The following is a 16,555-nucleotide window of genomic DNA, read 5'->3' as shown; positions in this document are numbered from 1 at the left end:
CGTTGTCTGCCTCAGTGGGTTAATTTCCCGACTCCCTCTGACAGGGGAGTTGTTTCTAAGTGAGCGCGGGATTGTACGGGAAAATCCGTACAAGGTCAGCCCCGACGCCAAGTCGTTCCTTCACGAGAATCGTCAAGAATGATGCCTTTCTCCGCCAGTTCGTCGCGGATGCGATCACCTTCGGCGAAGTTTTTTGCCTTGCGAGCCTCCGCACGGGCCTGAATCATGGCCTCGATCTCCCCGGAGGTCAGCTCTCCACCGGTGTCCGCCTGGAAGAAGGCTTCCGGGTCCTGCTGCAAGAGCCCCAGCACGCCGCCGAGACGGACCAGCACGGCCGCAGCCTGCCTGGCCTCCTCGTCCTCACCTTCACGACGGTGCTGATTGATTTCATTGGCCACGGCATGGAGCACGGCTATGGCTCCGGCGGTATTGAAATCATCATCCATAACTTCTTCGAAACGCTTGTCGTGCTCAGTCTCCGCCACGTCCTTGGCCGGAATCACCCCACGCAGGGCATGGTAAAGCTTCGTGAGGGTGCGGCCGGCCTCCGCCAGACTCTCTTCCGAGTAATCCACCTGACTGCGGTAGTGGCTGGATACCAGGAAGTAACGCACGATCTCCGGCGGGTACTTCTCCAGTATCTCGCGGATGGTGAAGAAGTTGCCCAGGGACTTGGACATCTTCTCCTTGTTCACCCGAATCGCACCGGCGTGCATCCAGGTGTTCACGAAGGTATGGCCGTTGGCGCATTCTGACTGGGCGATTTCGTTCTCATGGTGCGGGAACAGTAGATCCGGCCCACCACCGTGGATATCGAAGGTTTCACCCAGGCAGCAGTTGGACATCGCCGAGCACTCGATATGCCAGCCCGGCCGGCCATCCCCCCAGGGAGACTCCCAGCTTACCTCGCCCGGCTTCGCGGCTTTCCACAAAGCGAAATCCGCCGGGCTGCGCTTGGCTTCCTGCACATCCACCCGGGCGCCGGCCACCAGGTCTTCCAGCTTTTTCTTGCTGAGCTTGCCGTAGTCTTTGTACGACTCCACAGCAAAGTAAACATCGCCGTTATCCGCGGCATAGGCGTGGCCACTGGCGACCAGCTTGTGGATCATCGCAATGATCTCATCGATGTAAGCCGTGGCGCGGGGCTCTTCCGTCGGGGAGAGTACGCCCAGGCGAGCCTCGTCCTCGTGCATGGCCGCGATCATGCGTTCGGTCAGGTCGGTGTAAACCTCGCCGTTCTCATCCGCCCGGCGCAGGATCTTGTCGTCGATGTCGGTAATGTTGCGCACGTAGTGCACGTCATAACCACGATGGCGCAGGTAACGGGTGATCACATCGAAAGCCACCAGCACCCGGGCGTGGCCCAGGTGGCAGTAGTCGTACACGGTCATGCCGCACACATACATGCGCACCTTGCCCGGTTCGATGGGTTTGAACTCTTCCTTTTGCTGCGTGAGCGTGTTGTGTATACGAATCACTTGCCCCCCTTACCCCAGGAATCACGAAGCGTTACGGTGCGGTTGAACACCGGACGACCGGCGCTTTCGGTTTGCTCCTGGTCACAGAAGAAATAACCTTCACGCTCAAACTGGTACGGCAGATCCGTATGAGGCTCCGCCAACCCTTTTTCGGCGCGGGCACCGCTCAGGCGCACCAGGGACTCCGGGTTGATGTGGTCGACGAAATCACCGTCCTTGTCGCTGTCCGGAGACTCGTGGTTGAACAGCCGGTCGTATTGATTGATGTCGACCTCGACACTGTCCGTGGCAGACACCCAGTGAACCACCCCGTTCGGCTTGTAGCCTTCCGGATTCACCCCCAGAGTGTTCGGATCGTATTCGCACTTGAGTTCGACGATCTCACCGCTGTCATCCCGGATAACCTCACGGCAGGTCATGACATAACCGCCACGCAGGCGGACCGCCTGATCCGGCGCCAGGCGCTTCCACTTGCGGGGAGGTTCCTCGACGAAGTCCTCGCGGTCGATATAGAGCGTCTGGCTCCAGGTCACTTCCCGCTCCCCCATGTCCGGGTTTTGCGGATGAACCGGCAACACCAGGGTTTCAGTCTTGTCCGCCGGATAGTTGGTCAGGGTGACCTTCAACGGCCGCATCACACACATAGCGCGCGGCGCGCGGGTGTTGAGATCCTCACGGATGGCGTGTTCCAGCATGCCCACATCCACAGTGCCGCCCGCCTTGTTGACACCGATCATGTCGCAGAAGGTGCGGATGGATTCCGGCGTATAACCGCGGCGGCGCATGCCGGAAATGGTAGGCATGCGCGGGTCGTTCCAGCTGTCCACAAAGCCTTCATCCACCAGGCGCTTGAGCTTGCGCTTGGAGGTGATGGTGTAATTCAGGTTCAACCGGGCAAATTCAATCTGCCGTGGCTGGCACGGAGCGGAAATGTTCTCCAGCACCCAGTCGTAGAGCGGTCGATGATCCTCGAATTCCAGTGTGCACAGGGAATGGGTGACCCCCTCCATGGCATCGGAAATCGGGTGGGTGAAGTCGTACATCGGGTAGATGCACCACTTGTCACCGGTCTGGTGATGGTCCGCGTAGCGGATGCGGTACAGAATCGGATCCCTCAGGTTGATATTGGGAGACGCCATATCAATCTTGGCCCGCAGCACCAGCTCACCGTTCTGGTATTTGCCGTCGCGCATATCACGGAACAGCTGCAGGCTCTCGTCGATCGGACGGTCGCGGTAGGGACTGTCTCTGCCCGGAGTCTTCAGGGAACCCCGGAATTCCGCCATCTGGTCCGCCGTCAGCGCGCACACGTACGCCTTGCCCTTGGCAATCAACTCTTCAGCAAAGTTATAGATGGTATCGAAGTAATCGGAGGCATAACGAACCTCGCCGCCCCAGGTGTAGCCCAGCCACTCCACATCCTGCTTGATGGCATCAATGTACTCCTGGGATTCCTTCTCGGGATTGGTGTCATCAAAACGCAGGTTGCACTCACCACCAAAGGTGTCGGCAATACCAAAATTCAGGCAAATGGACTTGGCATGCCCGACGTGCAGGTAGCCGTTCGGCTCCGGCGGGAACCGTGTCACCACCTGGCCGGTGTGCTCGCCTTTGGCAATCGCGTCTTCGATCAGGCTCTGGATAAAGTTATGGGCTTTCTTCGACTCGGCGCTCATAGGTTCTCTAGTTAAAAGGGAGTGGATCTGAAACCGCGTATTATACTCACAAATACTGCCCTAACTCATGCACACGCAGAAACTCTTCAGTACAATGTGTCCTCTATCGATATTCAACCTTCTGAACAGGAAACCCTGATGATTCTGCTGAAAACCTCCCACGGTGACATCACACTGGAACTGGACTACGAAAAAGCCCCGGAAACCGCCAAGAATTTCGAGCAGTATGTGCGTGACGGCTTCTATGACGGACTGATTTTTCATCGTGTTATCAGCAACTTCATGGTTCAGGGCGGCGGATTCGAGCCGGGCATGACACCACGCAAAACCCGGGAGCCGATCCAGAATGAGGCCGACAACGGGCTCAGCAACATGCAGGGCACCGTGGCCATGGCCCGCACCATGGACCCGCACTCCGCAACGGCCCAGTTTTTCATCAACGTCGAGAACAACGGTTTTCTGGATCACACTGCAAAGAACGCAGAAGGCTGGGGCTACTGTGTGTTCGGCAAGGTCGTTGACGGCATGGACACGGTGAACGCCATCCGCGCCGTGCGTACCACCATGCGTGCCGGCCATCAGGACGTTCCCGCCGAAGACGTGGTGATCGAAAAGGCGGAGGTAGTCGGGGACGGAGGCGCGGCGTGACCACGCTGTTCATTTCCGACCTTCACCTGGAAGAGTCCAGGCCGGACATTACCGACGCGTTTCTCGGGTTTCTGGAAAATCGCGCCCGTGGTGTGGAACAGCTCTACATCCTGGGGGATTTCTTTGAGGCCTGGATCGGGGACGATGAACGTACCCCGCTACAGGAGCAGGTTGCCAAGGCGCTGAAGACTCTCAGCGACAGCGGCACCGCCATTTTCCTGATGCACGGTAACCGTGACTTCCTGATTGGTGAGGACTTTTGCGCTCGCGCCGGGGCCACACTGCTGGACGACCCCACTGTGGTGGATCTATATGGCACCCCCACCCTGCTGATGCACGGTGACAGCCTGTGTACCGCCGACGTGGAATACCAGAAGTTCCGCGAGAACATGCGCAACCCGCAATGGCAGCAGATGATCCTCCAGCGTCCCCTGGAAGACCGCCAGCAGATGGCCCGCCAGTTACGGGAGATCAGCATGGCGAAAAACCAGGGCAAGGACGAGTTCATCATGGACGTCACCCCGGAAGAGGTGGTCAAGGTCATGGAAGAGCACGGTGTGCAACGGCTGATCCACGGCCACACCCATCGCCCTGCGGAGCATCAGCTGGAAGCCAATGGCAAGCCGGCCAAACGCATTGTGCTGGGCGACTGGGATAAGCATGTCTGGTGGCTCAGCGTTGAGCCTGGAAAGGAACCCGTACTGGACAAGCAGCCGCTCTGAGAAAGGCGGTCATAGCACGGACTCAGGCGGCTCCCGGTAGGTGTCGAGCCGCTTGAGCCAGCCAGGTAGCCAGCGCTCTTTCTCGATGGGATCGCTGGCATTGTTGGCCCGCCGGGTCAGCACTGTCGCGGCCGCGCTCCGGAATTGCTCGAGCATCGTTCCGTCATCCGGTCCGGACATCGCCCGTAACACCTGTAGTAACCCCCACCCCTCTCCGCGATAGGCTTCGGCAGCGGACAGCCCTTCCCCTTTGAAATTCACGTAATCCAGCAGGGCATAGGCACCCCCCGGTGTCGAAATCAAAGCCGCCAGACGCTCCCGGATCAGTGACCGCTCCCCTTCTGGCGCCGCCGCAACAACAGCCTTCATAGAAGAGCGGGCCCGCTGCAGGATAAACTCTGCCTGAAGCCCCTTGGTTTCGGCCAGGAACCGGCGCAACGCTTCAACCTGAGGGCTGTCCGCCACTCGTTGGAATGCGCCCCGGTCCGGCCAGGGCGCGGTATTGCTGAGCCACTCGGGCACCGCCACCGCTCGCTCTTTCATAAAGGAGACCAGCGCTGGAAAGCTCTCGACAAATCGTTCGTCGACCCCCTCCGGATACCAGATGAAATGCCCAATGCCGAGCGAAGGAAACGCCTCGCCCTGGTTCCAGTGCACAAGGCACTCCTGCCGGCCGGCGCATTCATTCTGGAACACCCGCTGGCCGATCCACGCCAGCTCGGCTTCGGTAAGGGACAAATCCAGCGCGCGCTGCCCTCGGGTGGTCCCATCGACCAGCAACAGAATCGCGAACCCCAACAACAGGCCAACCACCATCGTGCGCAAAACCCTGATCCTCCCTTCCTGACAAACAGTCGCTACCGCCCACATTTAAACACCGAATACGATGTCCCCAAGATTAATTCTGCGACACAGAGCCGCCTCAGCTCAGCCAAAGAGTTGAAGCCCGAGAACACTCAAGCATACTGTATGGAAACACTTTGCACAGGAAAGTCAGCCCCATGAGATTTTTAACGGTCCTCACGGATCGTCGCTTTCTGTTGACGGTATTGCTGGCCTTCGGCTGGCTTTTGCTGGTGCGAGCCGGTCTGATTCTCCAGAGCGGTGTCTGGCCCAGCCCCGTCGGTACCCTGGCTGGCGACCTGGCCGGCGCCTTCATACTCGGGGTGTTGCTGACTCTTACCAAGGGGCCGTTCCGTGCCCTGTTGGTGATCCTGCTGGGTTGCGCTGCCTACGTTGCAGGCATGCATCTGACCACACACGGCACGCTGTTTCAGCTGGCTTTCGCCGGCAAGGGTATGAACCCGACCTTTATCAGTGGCAGCCTGATCAACGTCTACCTGTTTCTCCTGCCCGCCTATATTGCCTTCGCCTGGGTCCTTCACCGTATCCACCGTGCGCTGGTGCCCGTGCCGCCGGAGAGTAGCACGCCACTGATCACAGCGGCTGCCGCCGTTATACTGGTGTATAGCCTTTCTTTCCCCAGTCTGACCACGCCAGCCAATAATGTGGTCGCCAGCCTGTTTGCCCAGATTCCCGGAGCCATCATCAATCCCCTGGGCATCGTGATAGGTGACGAAGCCGTAGAAGCGGACGAAAGCCTGGAAGTACGTACCAACTTTTTTCACCAGCAGGTCACGTCGCGCCCCAACGACAGGCATCCGAACGTGCTGCTGATCATGATTGAAGGCCTGTCCGGCGGTTACTTCCCCAGTGTCAGCCAATATCATGAACTGGAGCCCGCTGTCCGGCTTGAACATCTGGAGGGCGTCCTGAAAAACCGGGGTTTCCGGCTCTATCGCAATACGCTCAGTATGGAGCGCCAGACAGACCGGGGAACCTTCACCATCATCTGCGGGCGTTACCCGGATTTTCGCCGGGCCTCCACCAAAATGCTGGACGTGGCCGAGGAGCGCGTCAGTCCCGACTGCCTGCCGGGCAAACTGAAGGCCCAGGGTTACCACACGGCCTATTGGCAGGCCGCACCGATAACCTATATGAAAAAAGACGAATTCATGCCCAGGGCGGGGTTCATGGATGTAACCGGCGCCGAACGTTTTGACAACGGGGATGACATGGAGGGCTGGGGGCCGCCGGACCCGGAGTACTTCGCCGATGTTGCCGATCGCCTCCTGGCACTGGATCAGGAAACCTCGCCGTGGTTTGTCACCCTGCTCAACGTAGGCACCCACCATCCGTTTAACATTGGTGAAGCAGCCGAGGAGAAAATGGAGACGGATCGGGCCGCGGCCGGTGAAGAATCCGATGAAAACAAGATCGTGAAGCCACAGGAAGCGCGCCGGGACGCAATGAAAGTGATGGAAAAGACCCTGGGGAACTTCCTGGAGCAACTCGAGGCCGCCGGCATCCTGGACAACACCCTGGTGATCCTGACCTCCGACGAATCAGGGGGCTTTGTGCGCACCGACCACGAAACCCTGCCCCTCAACAGCAATATGGGGGCGCTGGCAGTCCGTCCCCCTGAGCAAAAGGATCTGTCCCGCTACGCCAACAAGAATGCCATTACCGCTCAACTGGACATCCCCATGACCATCCTGGATGTCACCGGCCATGGTGAACAGGCGGGCAGCATGATTGGCCGCAGCCTGCTGGTCTCCAACGATCGCCAGCGACGGGATATCCTGCTGGCAGACACTTACACCGGGCTCAAGTATTTCCTTCGTGAAAGCGGGCAATTACTGGCATGTACCGAAATGCTGACGCGCTGCACGTCCTGGTCTTTCGATCCAAAACGTATGTTTGGCACCTTCCAGGAATCCGACGAGCCACCGTTCCTGTCACTGGAGGACCGGCTGGCACTGTTTGAAAATGCAACCGTGCCGGAGCCGACGGAGAACTAGCCTCATACACCGGCAACACATTCAGCGTCCTGAAGTCCGGGAACCATGAAAACACTGATCACCAGCACACTGAATATCCTGCACACCCGACGCCGTGCCCTGCTCACCCTTCACCTGTTCTTTTCAGGTCTGGCCATGGCGGTGCTCACCCCGGCTATCACCTGGGCACTGGCCTCCCTGAGGCCAGTCACTGGTCGGGCCGCGATCAGCACCGGGGGGATTCTCGAGTTTCTGATCTCGCCGGGGGGATTGGTGTGGGTGGTGGTGACTCTGAACCTCACCGTCCTGGTGATCCTGTTGCAGCAGGCTGGCATGACCCTGATCGCCGCATCGCCTCCGTGCCGGCATTACCGTACCGCCCTGAACGCGCTCTGGGGGGCGGCGCGCAAAAGCCTCGCGCTATTCCAGTTAACCGTGATCCAGGTGCTTACCCACCTGTTGATCGCACTGCCCTTTCTGACCGCAATCGCACTTGCCTGGGTATGGCTGCTGGCGTCGTACGATCCCTACCTGCTGCGCCTGGAGAAACCACCGGAACTCTGGTGGTTTGCTGCGGGCGCCACCCTCTCCCTGATCGGCCTGGCTATCTGCAACGGTACGCTTTACCTGCGCTGGATCCTGGCGGTCCCTTGCCTGATGTTGCAGAGCCAACGCCCCCTGGATGCCCTGAGAGAAAGCACCCGACTGACCCGGGGCCACCGCGGACACGCCACCGGCGTACTGATCTCCGGCCTGACCATGGTGATCCTGCTGCCGATTCTGGTCACTCTCGGGTTTGATCATATCGCCACCGCGCTGTTCGCAACCCTGCCCGACCGGACAGACATACTGGTGCCCGCTGTCTTCATTTTCATTGCCAGCTACATCCTGATCGGTATTGCGGTGACCTTCTTTGCGGCAGCCGCCTATGGTGCTTTCATCGTCAGCCTGTACCACCGGGCAAGCGGCAACAGCCTGCCCGCACCGGAGCCCTCGCTTCGCTACCCGATGCCGGACAACGCGGGCCCCAAGGCCTGGGTTGCGGAAGCCCTGGTGGTCATTCTGGCACTGTCCCAGGCCTGGTTTGTGGTGGACTCTCTGGGCCAACGGGAACAGGTCACCATCACCGCCCATCGCGGCAGTGCCTTCCAGGCGCCCGAAAATACGCTCAGCGCTATTGAGCAGGCCATCAGGGACGGTGCTGACTATATTGAAATCGACGTTCAAATCACCGCGGACGGTGTACCTGTGCTCTGGCACGACTCTGACATGAAGCGCGTATTCGGTTTGAAGGAGCGAATCAGTGAGGTGACGTACGATGACATCCGCGACCGGGATGCCGGCAGCTGGTTTGACGATGCCTTCGGGAATGAACGCGTAGCCACCCTTGCCCAGGCGATTGAGTCGGTTCGTGGCCGTGCCGGGTTATTCGTGGACCTGAAACCCGATCGCAACACCCCCAATCTCACTCGCGCCGTCGTCGAGCTATTGCAGGACAAAGACTTTGTGGAAGGCACGGTGGTTGCCGCCGCAGACTGGGCAACCCTGCAGGAAGTGAGACAGCTGGAGCCCGAACTGAAAACAGCCCTGCTGGCCCAGTTTGTGATCGGGCCCTTGTGGGAAGACAACTACGACATCCTGGGGTTGCGATTGAATCGCGCAACCCCGGCCGCCGTGGCAAGGGCTCACCGGGACGGCAATGAACTTCACGTATGGACAGTGAACCAACCGGTGGCGATGTCGCGGTTTGTGGATATGGGTGTTGATAACATCATCACCGACAGGCCCGATGTGCTGGCAAGGCTGCTGCGGGAGCGAGACGCCCTTTCCGATGCGGAGCTGCTCGCCACCAAGCTGCGCAACTGGTTGCGGTAAGTGCTTGGGGGCATTCATACAAACCGGACTTGACCGGGCCTGTGCCGCCCCCTTTACTCAAAGACATACCAACGTCCGAGAAAAGGAGTTTTCAGCCTCATGCTTTTACTGACCATTATCCTTTTCCTTTTTGGACTGCCCCTGCTTATAGGCGGTGTCTGGCTGATTTCCCTGGGTGGCAGCTGGTACTACACGCTGGCCGGAGCAACACTGATCGCAATCGCCGTGGTGCTGAAATCCCGCCGCGCCTTCGCTCAGATACTCTATGCCCTTCTGCTGGTTGCCACCGCCGTCTGGGCATACTGGGAAGCAGGATTTGACTGGTGGCCACTGGCTTCAAGGCTCGGGGTGCTCCTGGTACTCGCAATCCCATTGCTTTTCCCGGTGGCCGGGCAACGACATGGTGCGGCTACCCTTGCCCTGGCCTGGGTGGTGGTCGGGCTATTCACCGTGGCCAGTATTCCCTATGACGCCCACCGTATCGAAGGTGAGCTCAACGCCGAATCCGTTATCGGCAATCCTCGCCTTGGCGAAGTGCCCGAAGGCGACTGGCTCAGCTATGGCCGCAGCAACCTGGGGCAGCGTTACTCCCCCGTGGACCAGATCACCCCCGACAACGTCGCAAACCTGGAACAGGCCTGGGAATACCAGACCGGCGATCGCAAGGGGCCGGACGACGTCACTGAAACCACCTATCAGGCGACGCCCCTGAAAGTTGGCAATACGCTCTACCTGTGTACCCCCCACAACTGGCTGGTCGCGCTGGATGCGGACGACGGCACGGAGCGCTGGGTCTACGACGCCAAAGTGCCGCCGGAAAGCCAGCGTCAGCACCAGACCTGCCGGGGCGTCTCCTATCTGCCACCGGCAGAGGGACTGACCGACCTTCTCCCCGTGGAGACAGCTCAGGGGCCCGCCGAGGACCTGCAAAGCGTTGCCTGCGATGCGCAGCTCTTCCTGCCTACCTCCGATGCCCGGCTGCTGGCACTGGATCCGGCAACCGGCGCCCGTTGCAGTCATTTCGCAGACAATGGGGAACTGGACCTGATGCACAACATGCCCTATCGCCAGGATGGCTATTACTACTCCACGTCACCACCGGTCGTGGCCAACGGTTTGGTTGTCGTGGCCGGTTCAGTTAACGACAACTATGACATTAACTCGCCATCGGGCGTCATCCGCGCCTATGACGCCAAAACCGGCCAACTGGTGTGGAACTGGGATCCGGCCAACCCGGATCAGACCCAACCCATCGCAGCCGAAGACACCTATTCCACCAGCTCTCCCAACAGCTGGTCGATAGCCAGTGCTGACGAAGAGCTGGGCATGGTGTATTTCCCTATGGGAAACCGGACTCCGGACCAACTGGGCATGTACCGCACGCCGGAGGAAGAAACCTACGCTTCCTCGGTTGTGGCCTTGAGCCTTGAAACCGGCGAGGTGCAGTGGGTACAACAATTTGTGCATCACGATCTCTGGGATATGGATACCCCCGCGCAACCGAGCCTGGTGGACATCGAAACCAGGGATGGGGTGCAGCCAGGGCTGGTGGTACCCACTAAACAGGGGGACGTCTACGTACTCAACCGCGAAACCGGCGACGCTCTGATTCCCATCACTGAACAGGAGGCGCCGCAAGGCACGATCGAGGGAGATTATGCGGCCCCTACGCAGCCGGTATCCGCGCTTAGTTTCCGGCCGCCGCCCCTGAAAGCGTCCGATATGTGGGGGGCCACCGCCATCGACCAGATGATTTGCCGCATCAAGTTCCAGTCCCTGCGCTACGAAGGCCAGTACACACCGCCATCGGAACAGGGCACCATCGTGTACCCGGGCAACTTCGGGGTGTTTAACTGGGGCGGCGTGGCGGTGGATCCCGAGCGCCAGGTCATGTTCGGGATGCCGCTGTATATGGCGTTCACATCCAGACTGGTACCCAAGAACCAGGAGGATTTGGGGCCGACCAATACCGGCGAGCAGGGCCTGAACGAGAATGCCGGCGCGGAATACGCCGTGGAACTTCAGCCACTGATGTCGCCCATGGGAATTCCCTGTCAGCGACCACCCTGGGGATATGTCGCGGGCGCTGACCTCCGAACCGGCGACATTGCCTGGAAACACAAGAACGGCACCATCGAAGACATGGCGCCGATTCCCGTGCCCCTGAAACTGGGAGTGCCCGGTATCGGCGGGCCGGTGATCACCAAAGGTGGCGTGGTCTTCCTGGCGGCAACGGTGGATAATTACATTCGCGCCTACAACCTGACCAACGGCGAGGAGCTCTGGCGCGCACGATTACCCGCTGGTGGCCAGGCCACACCCATGACCTACCTGAACAGCAAAGGTGAACAGATGGTGGTTCAGGTAGCTGGTGGCCATGGCTCCATCGGCACCACCATTGGCGACTTTGTAGTGGCCTACAAGCTTAAATGATCCCGGCATGAGAGCGACATAACCATCAACTTACAGTGCGAGGATAATCCATCGATGAAAGGTCATCGCCAGCCAGTCAGCGCATCGTTATTGAAACAATGGCTGACCTGGCTGGTTCTGTTGTGCTCGCTGGCCATGCCAGCGTATGGCCAGGATGAGACAGAGACAGAGACAGAGACAGAGAAAGAATCCGAAGCCAAAGCCGCGGTGCCAGCCGTACAGCCGAAGCTTGAGGCGGAAGCAGAGAAGTCCCCGGAAATTGAGCTACAGGATGCGATGAATGCGGATATTCTCGAGCAGGTCCGCACTCTCGACTCCTCCCTCAACCAGCGCCTCACCGATCTCGAGTCCAGTGTCGAACGCCTGGAATACGCCGAATCCATCCTCAAGCGGCTGAACGACGAGTACGATAGCTTTGAACTGAGGTTGGAAAAAGCCGGGCTCAACCTGACCGGTGACTACGCCGGTCTTTTGAAACAAAGACTGGAACGGCTCCAAAGACAGAGTATTGCCAGTGATCTCATCGAAGGCATTGAAGATAAGCTGTCCACCGCCCGCGAAGAGCAACTCAGACTGGAGGAGTTTGAGGCAATCGTAGATCCGGAAGACAGCGCCCGTGACCAACTGCGCAGTGAACGCGCCGGACTGATTCGTCAGCTCCATGAGGCGGTAACGCAACACATTGACGTTCTGAATGAGTACTACAGCACTGTAAGCGCCCTGCAGGAACAGGTACTCGATTATCAGACACTGCTGCAACAGCGCCTGTTCTGGTTACCCAACGCATCACCGGTTGACCTGGATACCTTTGCGAACCTGTTTGAGTCCGCCAGTTGGCTTGCCGCTGAGCTCCGGCTGGAGCCCCTGGGAGAGGCAGTCAAAGACTCCCTGAACGAACGCAGTTTCCGAATCGCATTGCTGTTCGTGCTGTTGGTTATGCTGCTGATCAAACGCCGGGCCATACAGAAACATCTGGTGGCCAATAGCAAGTACGTCGGTAACGTCGGGCGTGACCGGATCGCCTATACCTTATTGGCGCTGGGTAACAGTGTGTTGCTGACGCTGCCCGTCGTTCTCGTCCTGGCGGCCGGCGCATTGCTGCTCATGGAAGGCAACGAATTTTTTTCAGCGCTGTCCGACGGATTTACAGCAGCAGCCTTTATTGCCTTTCTGTTGAACCTGATACACAAGGTCGCCCGAAAGAACGGCCTTGGGGACAACCACTTCCACTGGAACGCACAATCTCTCAGCGCTATCCGCAAGGAAATCCCGATCCTGCTGGCTGTGCTGATCCCCATTACAATACTGACTCCCATTACAGCCACAACCACCGGGGCCGAGTTTAACGGCAGCCTCGGTCGGCTCCTGTTCATTGTGGTATCGGTCACACTGGCAATCTTTGCCCAGCGCATCATGAGCGCGGTGCGTGCGGAAAAAGCGGATGGCCGGTTCCTGATGGCCCTGCATTTCCTGGCGGTGGCCACACCGCTGGTCCTCGCCCTGGCATCCCTTCTGGGCTACCACTACACAGCGCTGGAACTGGAACGCAACCTGTTTATCAGCATCTGCTGGCTCGCCTTCAACGCGCTGCTGTTTTACCTGGGCCTGCGCGCCCTGTCGGTGCGGGAGCGCCGCCTGACACTGGAACGCCTGCGGGAGCAACGCGCTGCCGAACGCAAAATGGCAGAAACCAGAGAAGCAGCCGAATCCTCTGGTGAAGGCGTGCCGCCCGCGCTGGACATGCCGGATATGGACCTCAGGGACATTAACCAGCAAAGTACCTCTCTATTGAAGATCCTTGTTGCCGTGGTGGCCATTTTCGGTCTCTGGTTACTCTGGGCAAGCGTTATTCCCGCGCTGCAACTGTTTGACAACATTACGCTCTGGACCATTGCCACCGACCTGGAAGGCGGGGATCCCCTGCCGATTACGCTGGGAGACCTGATGCTGGCACTGCTGGTGGCTGTGGGCACGGTTCTCGCTGTGAAGAACATGCCCGGCACCCTGGAAGTCATGGTACTGAGCAGAATGAACCTGGAACCGGGGTCCGGTTATGCCATCACCACCATCACTACCTACCTCATCGTGTTTATCGGGGTGGTGTTTTGCCTCGGCGTGGTGGGTGTTCAATGGTCGAAACTGCAATGGCTGGTAGCGGCTCTGGGCGTTGGGCTCGGATTCGGGCTGCAGGAGATTGTCGCCAACTTCGTCTCGGGCATCATCCTGCTCTTTGAACGTCCGATCCGGGTAGGCGACACCGTGACGATTGACGGCATCACCGGAACGGTATCGAGGATTCGCATACGCGCAACCACCCTGGTGGACTGGGACCGCAAGGAACAAATCATTCCCAACAAGACCTTTGTCACTCAGGATCTGACCAACTGGACGCTGTCAGACCCCATCACCAGGGTTATTCTCCGCGTTGGGGTGGCCTACGGCTCCGATGTCGATACCGTGCAGCAGATCCTTGCTGACGTCGCCCATGACAACGAGCGTGTAGTGGATGATCCGGCACCCGCCGTGTTCTGTGTGGGGCTGGGAGACAGCAGCATTGATTTCGAAGTGCGGGTGTTCGTCAAGGACCTGCTCGATATCATGCCGCTGTCCCACGAAATTCACGCCTCAGTCACCAGAGCGTTGCGCGAAGCGGGCATCGAAATTCCCTTCCCGCAACGCGACCTCCACGTGCGCACCATACCGGACATCCAGGGACTGGCTGGCTCCGAACAACAGTGACGGCAGCCCGCCACCTGCCCCGGGTTATTCCAGGATGATCAGGTGGTTGGGCAGCTCGTTTTTCTCGCGGGTGGCGGGAACCTTGGCCTTGAGGTGGGTGCCACAGGCCTGAATGCAATCAACAAAGCCTTCCAGGGTTCTGCCCTGACGGACCTTGCTGGTGAAATCGGCCACAATGCCTTCCCATACCTGGTTATCGATCTGGCCGGAAATACCCTGATCCACCAGGATTTCCACATAATGCTCGGCTTCCGACACGAAAATCAGCATGCCAGTGCCGCCGGCCGTGTGATGCAGATTCTGCTCCAGAAACTGACGCCGGGCCATATTGGACGCGCGCCAGAACCGCACGGGCCTGGGTACCAGCCGGTGACTTGCACCCGAGAACCGGAACAGCAGGCACAGGACGATGAACGTGCTCCATTGGGCCATCAATAATCCGCTCACACCAAACCAGCCGGTGAAAAAGTTAACGGCTCCAGGCACCAGCAGCGCCAGGATCCCTGCCCAAAGTAACGGGATATAGGCGTAGTCATCGGAGCTGGCGGCCAGAACCGTCACCAGTTCCGCGTCCGTCTCCTGCTCCACCTCGGCTATCGCCGTGGCTACCTGTTTTTGCTCGTTTTTGCTCAATAGTGTCATGATTGTATCGTTCTCATAGAATCAAGGGGATGGGTTTTTCCTGGCCACGCCGGCCCGGCGATGATGGCGCTACCATCCACCGGAGGCACCGCCGCCTCCAAAACCGCCACCGCCACCACTGAAGCCGCCGCCACCAAAGCCACCGCCGCCACGGCCACCCATCATGCTGCCAGCAACCAGGCCACCAAGGAGCGCACTGCGACCGCGGCCACTGCCCATACCGCCAAAGAACGAGAGGCCAACAATAATGAAAAACAGGATGGCCAGGGCGGGATGCGGCCGGTCTTCACGACTGCCCGGCTGGGACTGGGGCACGGCCAGAGGCTCTCCCCCGAGTACCTGAATCATCGCTTCGGCCCCATTCACAATGCCGGTGGGGAAATCACCGGCGCGGAAAGCGGGCGTAATAACCTGATTGATGATGGTGGATGAAGTTGCATCGGTCAGCCGACCTTCCAGACCGTACCCGACCTCGATACGGATTCTGCGTTCGTCCTCGGCCACAATCAGCAGGGCGCCGTTGTCCTCACCCTCCTGGCCAATGCCCCAATGGCGGCCAAGCTGATACCCATACTCTTCAATCGGTTGCCCCTGCAGGTTTGGCAGGGTGACCACCACAACCTGTTCACTGGTGGCCTGTTCATGGGCTTCCAGCATCTGGTTCAGTCGTGTTTCCGCCTTGCCGGGCAACATATCGGCGTTATCCACCACCCGCCCCGTCAATTCCGGAAACTCGGGACCGGACTGCGCCAGGGCATGGAACGGCAACAGTGCGACCAACAGGGCGAACACCAGCATCCGATAACTGCGCATAGCCATCAGAACTCCACCTGTGGCGCATCCTCGGCATCGGTAGCCGTCGCTTCAAAGTTGGCCCGCAGCTCCATATCGCTGTACAGGAAGCTGTGCCATAGCCGGCCGGGGAAGGTGCGAATTTCAGTGTTGTATCGCTCAACTGCCTGAATGAAATCACGGCGCGCCACAGCAATGCGGTTTTCCGTGCCTTCCAGTTGGGACTGCAATGTCAGGAAATTCTGGCTGGATTTCAGGTCCGGATAGCGTTCCGACACCGCCATCAGTCTGCTCAGGGCACTGCTCAACTCACCTTGTGCCTGTTGAAACTGCTGCAACCGCTTCGGATCATTGAGGATGCTCTCATCCACCTGAATCGACGTTGCTCGGGATCGCGCTTCAATGACCGCTGTCAGTGTCTCTCGCTCCTGGGTGGCAAACCCCTTCACGGTTTCCACCAGATTGGGGACCAGATCGGCCCGCCGCTGGTACTGGTTTTCAACCTGGGACCAGGCGGATTTCACCTGTTCGTCGTAGGTGGGAATGTTGTTGATGCCGCACCCTGTCAGCAAGAGTGCCAACAGGGCAAGAACTGTAAGCCGCAGGCCATTGCGGTACTGCGTGATGGCAGGACTGTTCACCATGATGTATCCGTTCCTTGAGCGTCTGTAAATCCAGAATGAGTAACGATAGGACGTTAACACAGTTGC

Annotated in this window: 12 protein-coding genes; 6 read left to right on the top strand and 6 right to left on the bottom strand. The window is 59.1% G+C overall.

Annotated features, from left to right (window positions below; genetic code table 11):
• Positions 1-95 precede the first annotated feature (95 nt).
• Positions 96-1,478 (bottom strand): cysteine--tRNA ligase, encoded by a 1,383-nt coding sequence (gene cysS / locus ACJO5Y_RS02800; protein ID WP_406984885.1) that lies wholly within the window; start codon positions 1,476-1,478, stop codon positions 96-98.
• Positions 1,475-3,154 (bottom strand): glutamine--tRNA ligase/YqeY domain fusion protein, encoded by a 1,680-nt coding sequence (locus ACJO5Y_RS02795; RefSeq protein ID WP_406984883.1) that lies wholly within the window; start codon positions 3,152-3,154, stop codon positions 1,475-1,477. The genes cysS and ACJO5Y_RS02795 overlap by 4 nt, the downstream gene beginning before the upstream one ends.
• A gap of 138 nt (positions 3,155-3,292) precedes the next feature.
• On the opposite strand from ACJO5Y_RS02795, the gene ACJO5Y_RS02790 reads away from it, so the two are divergent.
• Positions 3,293-3,802, top strand: coding sequence for a peptidylprolyl isomerase (locus tag ACJO5Y_RS02790; protein ID WP_297792387.1), 510 nt, complete (start codon positions 3,293-3,295; stop codon positions 3,800-3,802).
• Positions 3,799-4,524, top strand: a complete 726-nt coding sequence (locus ACJO5Y_RS02785; RefSeq protein ID WP_406984881.1) for a UDP-2,3-diacylglucosamine diphosphatase — start codon at positions 3,799-3,801, stop codon at positions 4,522-4,524. The genes ACJO5Y_RS02790 and ACJO5Y_RS02785 overlap by 4 nt, the downstream gene beginning before the upstream one ends.
• A 9-nt stretch (positions 4,525-4,533) precedes the next feature.
• Here the strand turns inward: ACJO5Y_RS02785 and ACJO5Y_RS02780 are convergent, their stop codons facing one another.
• Positions 4,534-5,340 carry a hypothetical protein gene (locus ACJO5Y_RS02780; protein ID WP_406985031.1) on the bottom strand — a complete coding sequence of 269 codons (807 nt, stop codon included), beginning with the start codon at positions 5,338-5,340 and terminating at the stop codon, positions 4,534-4,536.
• A 185-nt stretch (positions 5,341-5,525) separates the two neighbouring features.
• On the opposite strand from ACJO5Y_RS02780, the gene ACJO5Y_RS02775 reads away from it, so the two are divergent.
• The 4 genes from ACJO5Y_RS02775 to ACJO5Y_RS02760 all read left to right on the top strand — a co-directional run bounded on the left by ACJO5Y_RS02775 (position 5,526) and on the right by ACJO5Y_RS02760 (position 14,411).
• Positions 5,526-7,385 (top strand): LTA synthase family protein, encoded by a 1,860-nt coding sequence (locus tag ACJO5Y_RS02775; RefSeq protein WP_406984879.1) that lies wholly within the window; start codon positions 5,526-5,528, stop codon positions 7,383-7,385.
• Positions 7,386-7,430: 45 nt separating this feature from the next.
• Complete coding sequence (locus tag ACJO5Y_RS02770; RefSeq protein WP_406984877.1) at positions 7,431-9,239, top strand: glycerophosphodiester phosphodiesterase family protein; 1,809 nt, start codon at positions 7,431-7,433, stop codon at positions 9,237-9,239.
• Between the two features lie 99 nt (positions 9,240-9,338).
• Positions 9,339-11,672 carry a glucose/quinate/shikimate family membrane-bound PQQ-dependent dehydrogenase gene (locus tag ACJO5Y_RS02765; protein WP_406984875.1) on the top strand — a complete coding sequence of 778 codons (2,334 nt, stop codon included), beginning with the start codon at positions 9,339-9,341 and terminating at the stop codon, positions 11,670-11,672.
• Between the two features lie 54 nt (positions 11,673-11,726).
• A complete protein-coding gene (locus tag ACJO5Y_RS02760; RefSeq protein WP_406984873.1) occupies positions 11,727-14,411 on the top strand; it encodes a mechanosensitive ion channel domain-containing protein in 2,685 nt (894 codons plus the stop codon).
• Positions 14,412-14,435: 24 nt separating this feature from the next.
• On the opposite strand, the gene ACJO5Y_RS02755 is transcribed toward ACJO5Y_RS02760, so the two are convergent.
• The 3 genes from ACJO5Y_RS02755 to ACJO5Y_RS02745 all read right to left on the bottom strand — a co-directional run bounded on the left by ACJO5Y_RS02755 (position 14,436) and on the right by ACJO5Y_RS02745 (position 16,489).
• Entirely contained in the window at positions 14,436-15,053 is a 618-nt protein-coding gene (locus tag ACJO5Y_RS02755) for a TPM domain-containing protein (RefSeq protein WP_406984872.1), read from the bottom strand.
• A gap of 69 nt (positions 15,054-15,122) precedes the next feature.
• Positions 15,123-15,866: a TPM domain-containing protein gene (locus ACJO5Y_RS02750; protein ID WP_406985030.1), complete on the bottom strand. Its 744-nt coding sequence runs from the start codon at positions 15,864-15,866 to the stop codon at positions 15,123-15,125.
• 5 nt (positions 15,867-15,871) lie between these two features.
• Positions 15,872-16,489, bottom strand: coding sequence for a LemA family protein (locus ACJO5Y_RS02745; RefSeq protein ID WP_406984871.1), 618 nt, complete (start codon positions 16,487-16,489; stop codon positions 15,872-15,874).
• Positions 16,490-16,555 lie beyond the last annotated feature (66 nt).

Origin of the sequence: Marinobacter alkalisoli (assembly GCF_045449855.1) — a bacterium.
Lineage (GTDB): Bacteria > Pseudomonadota > Gammaproteobacteria > Pseudomonadales > Oleiphilaceae > Marinobacter.
This window is presented reverse-complemented; position numbering and strand designations above follow the sequence as displayed.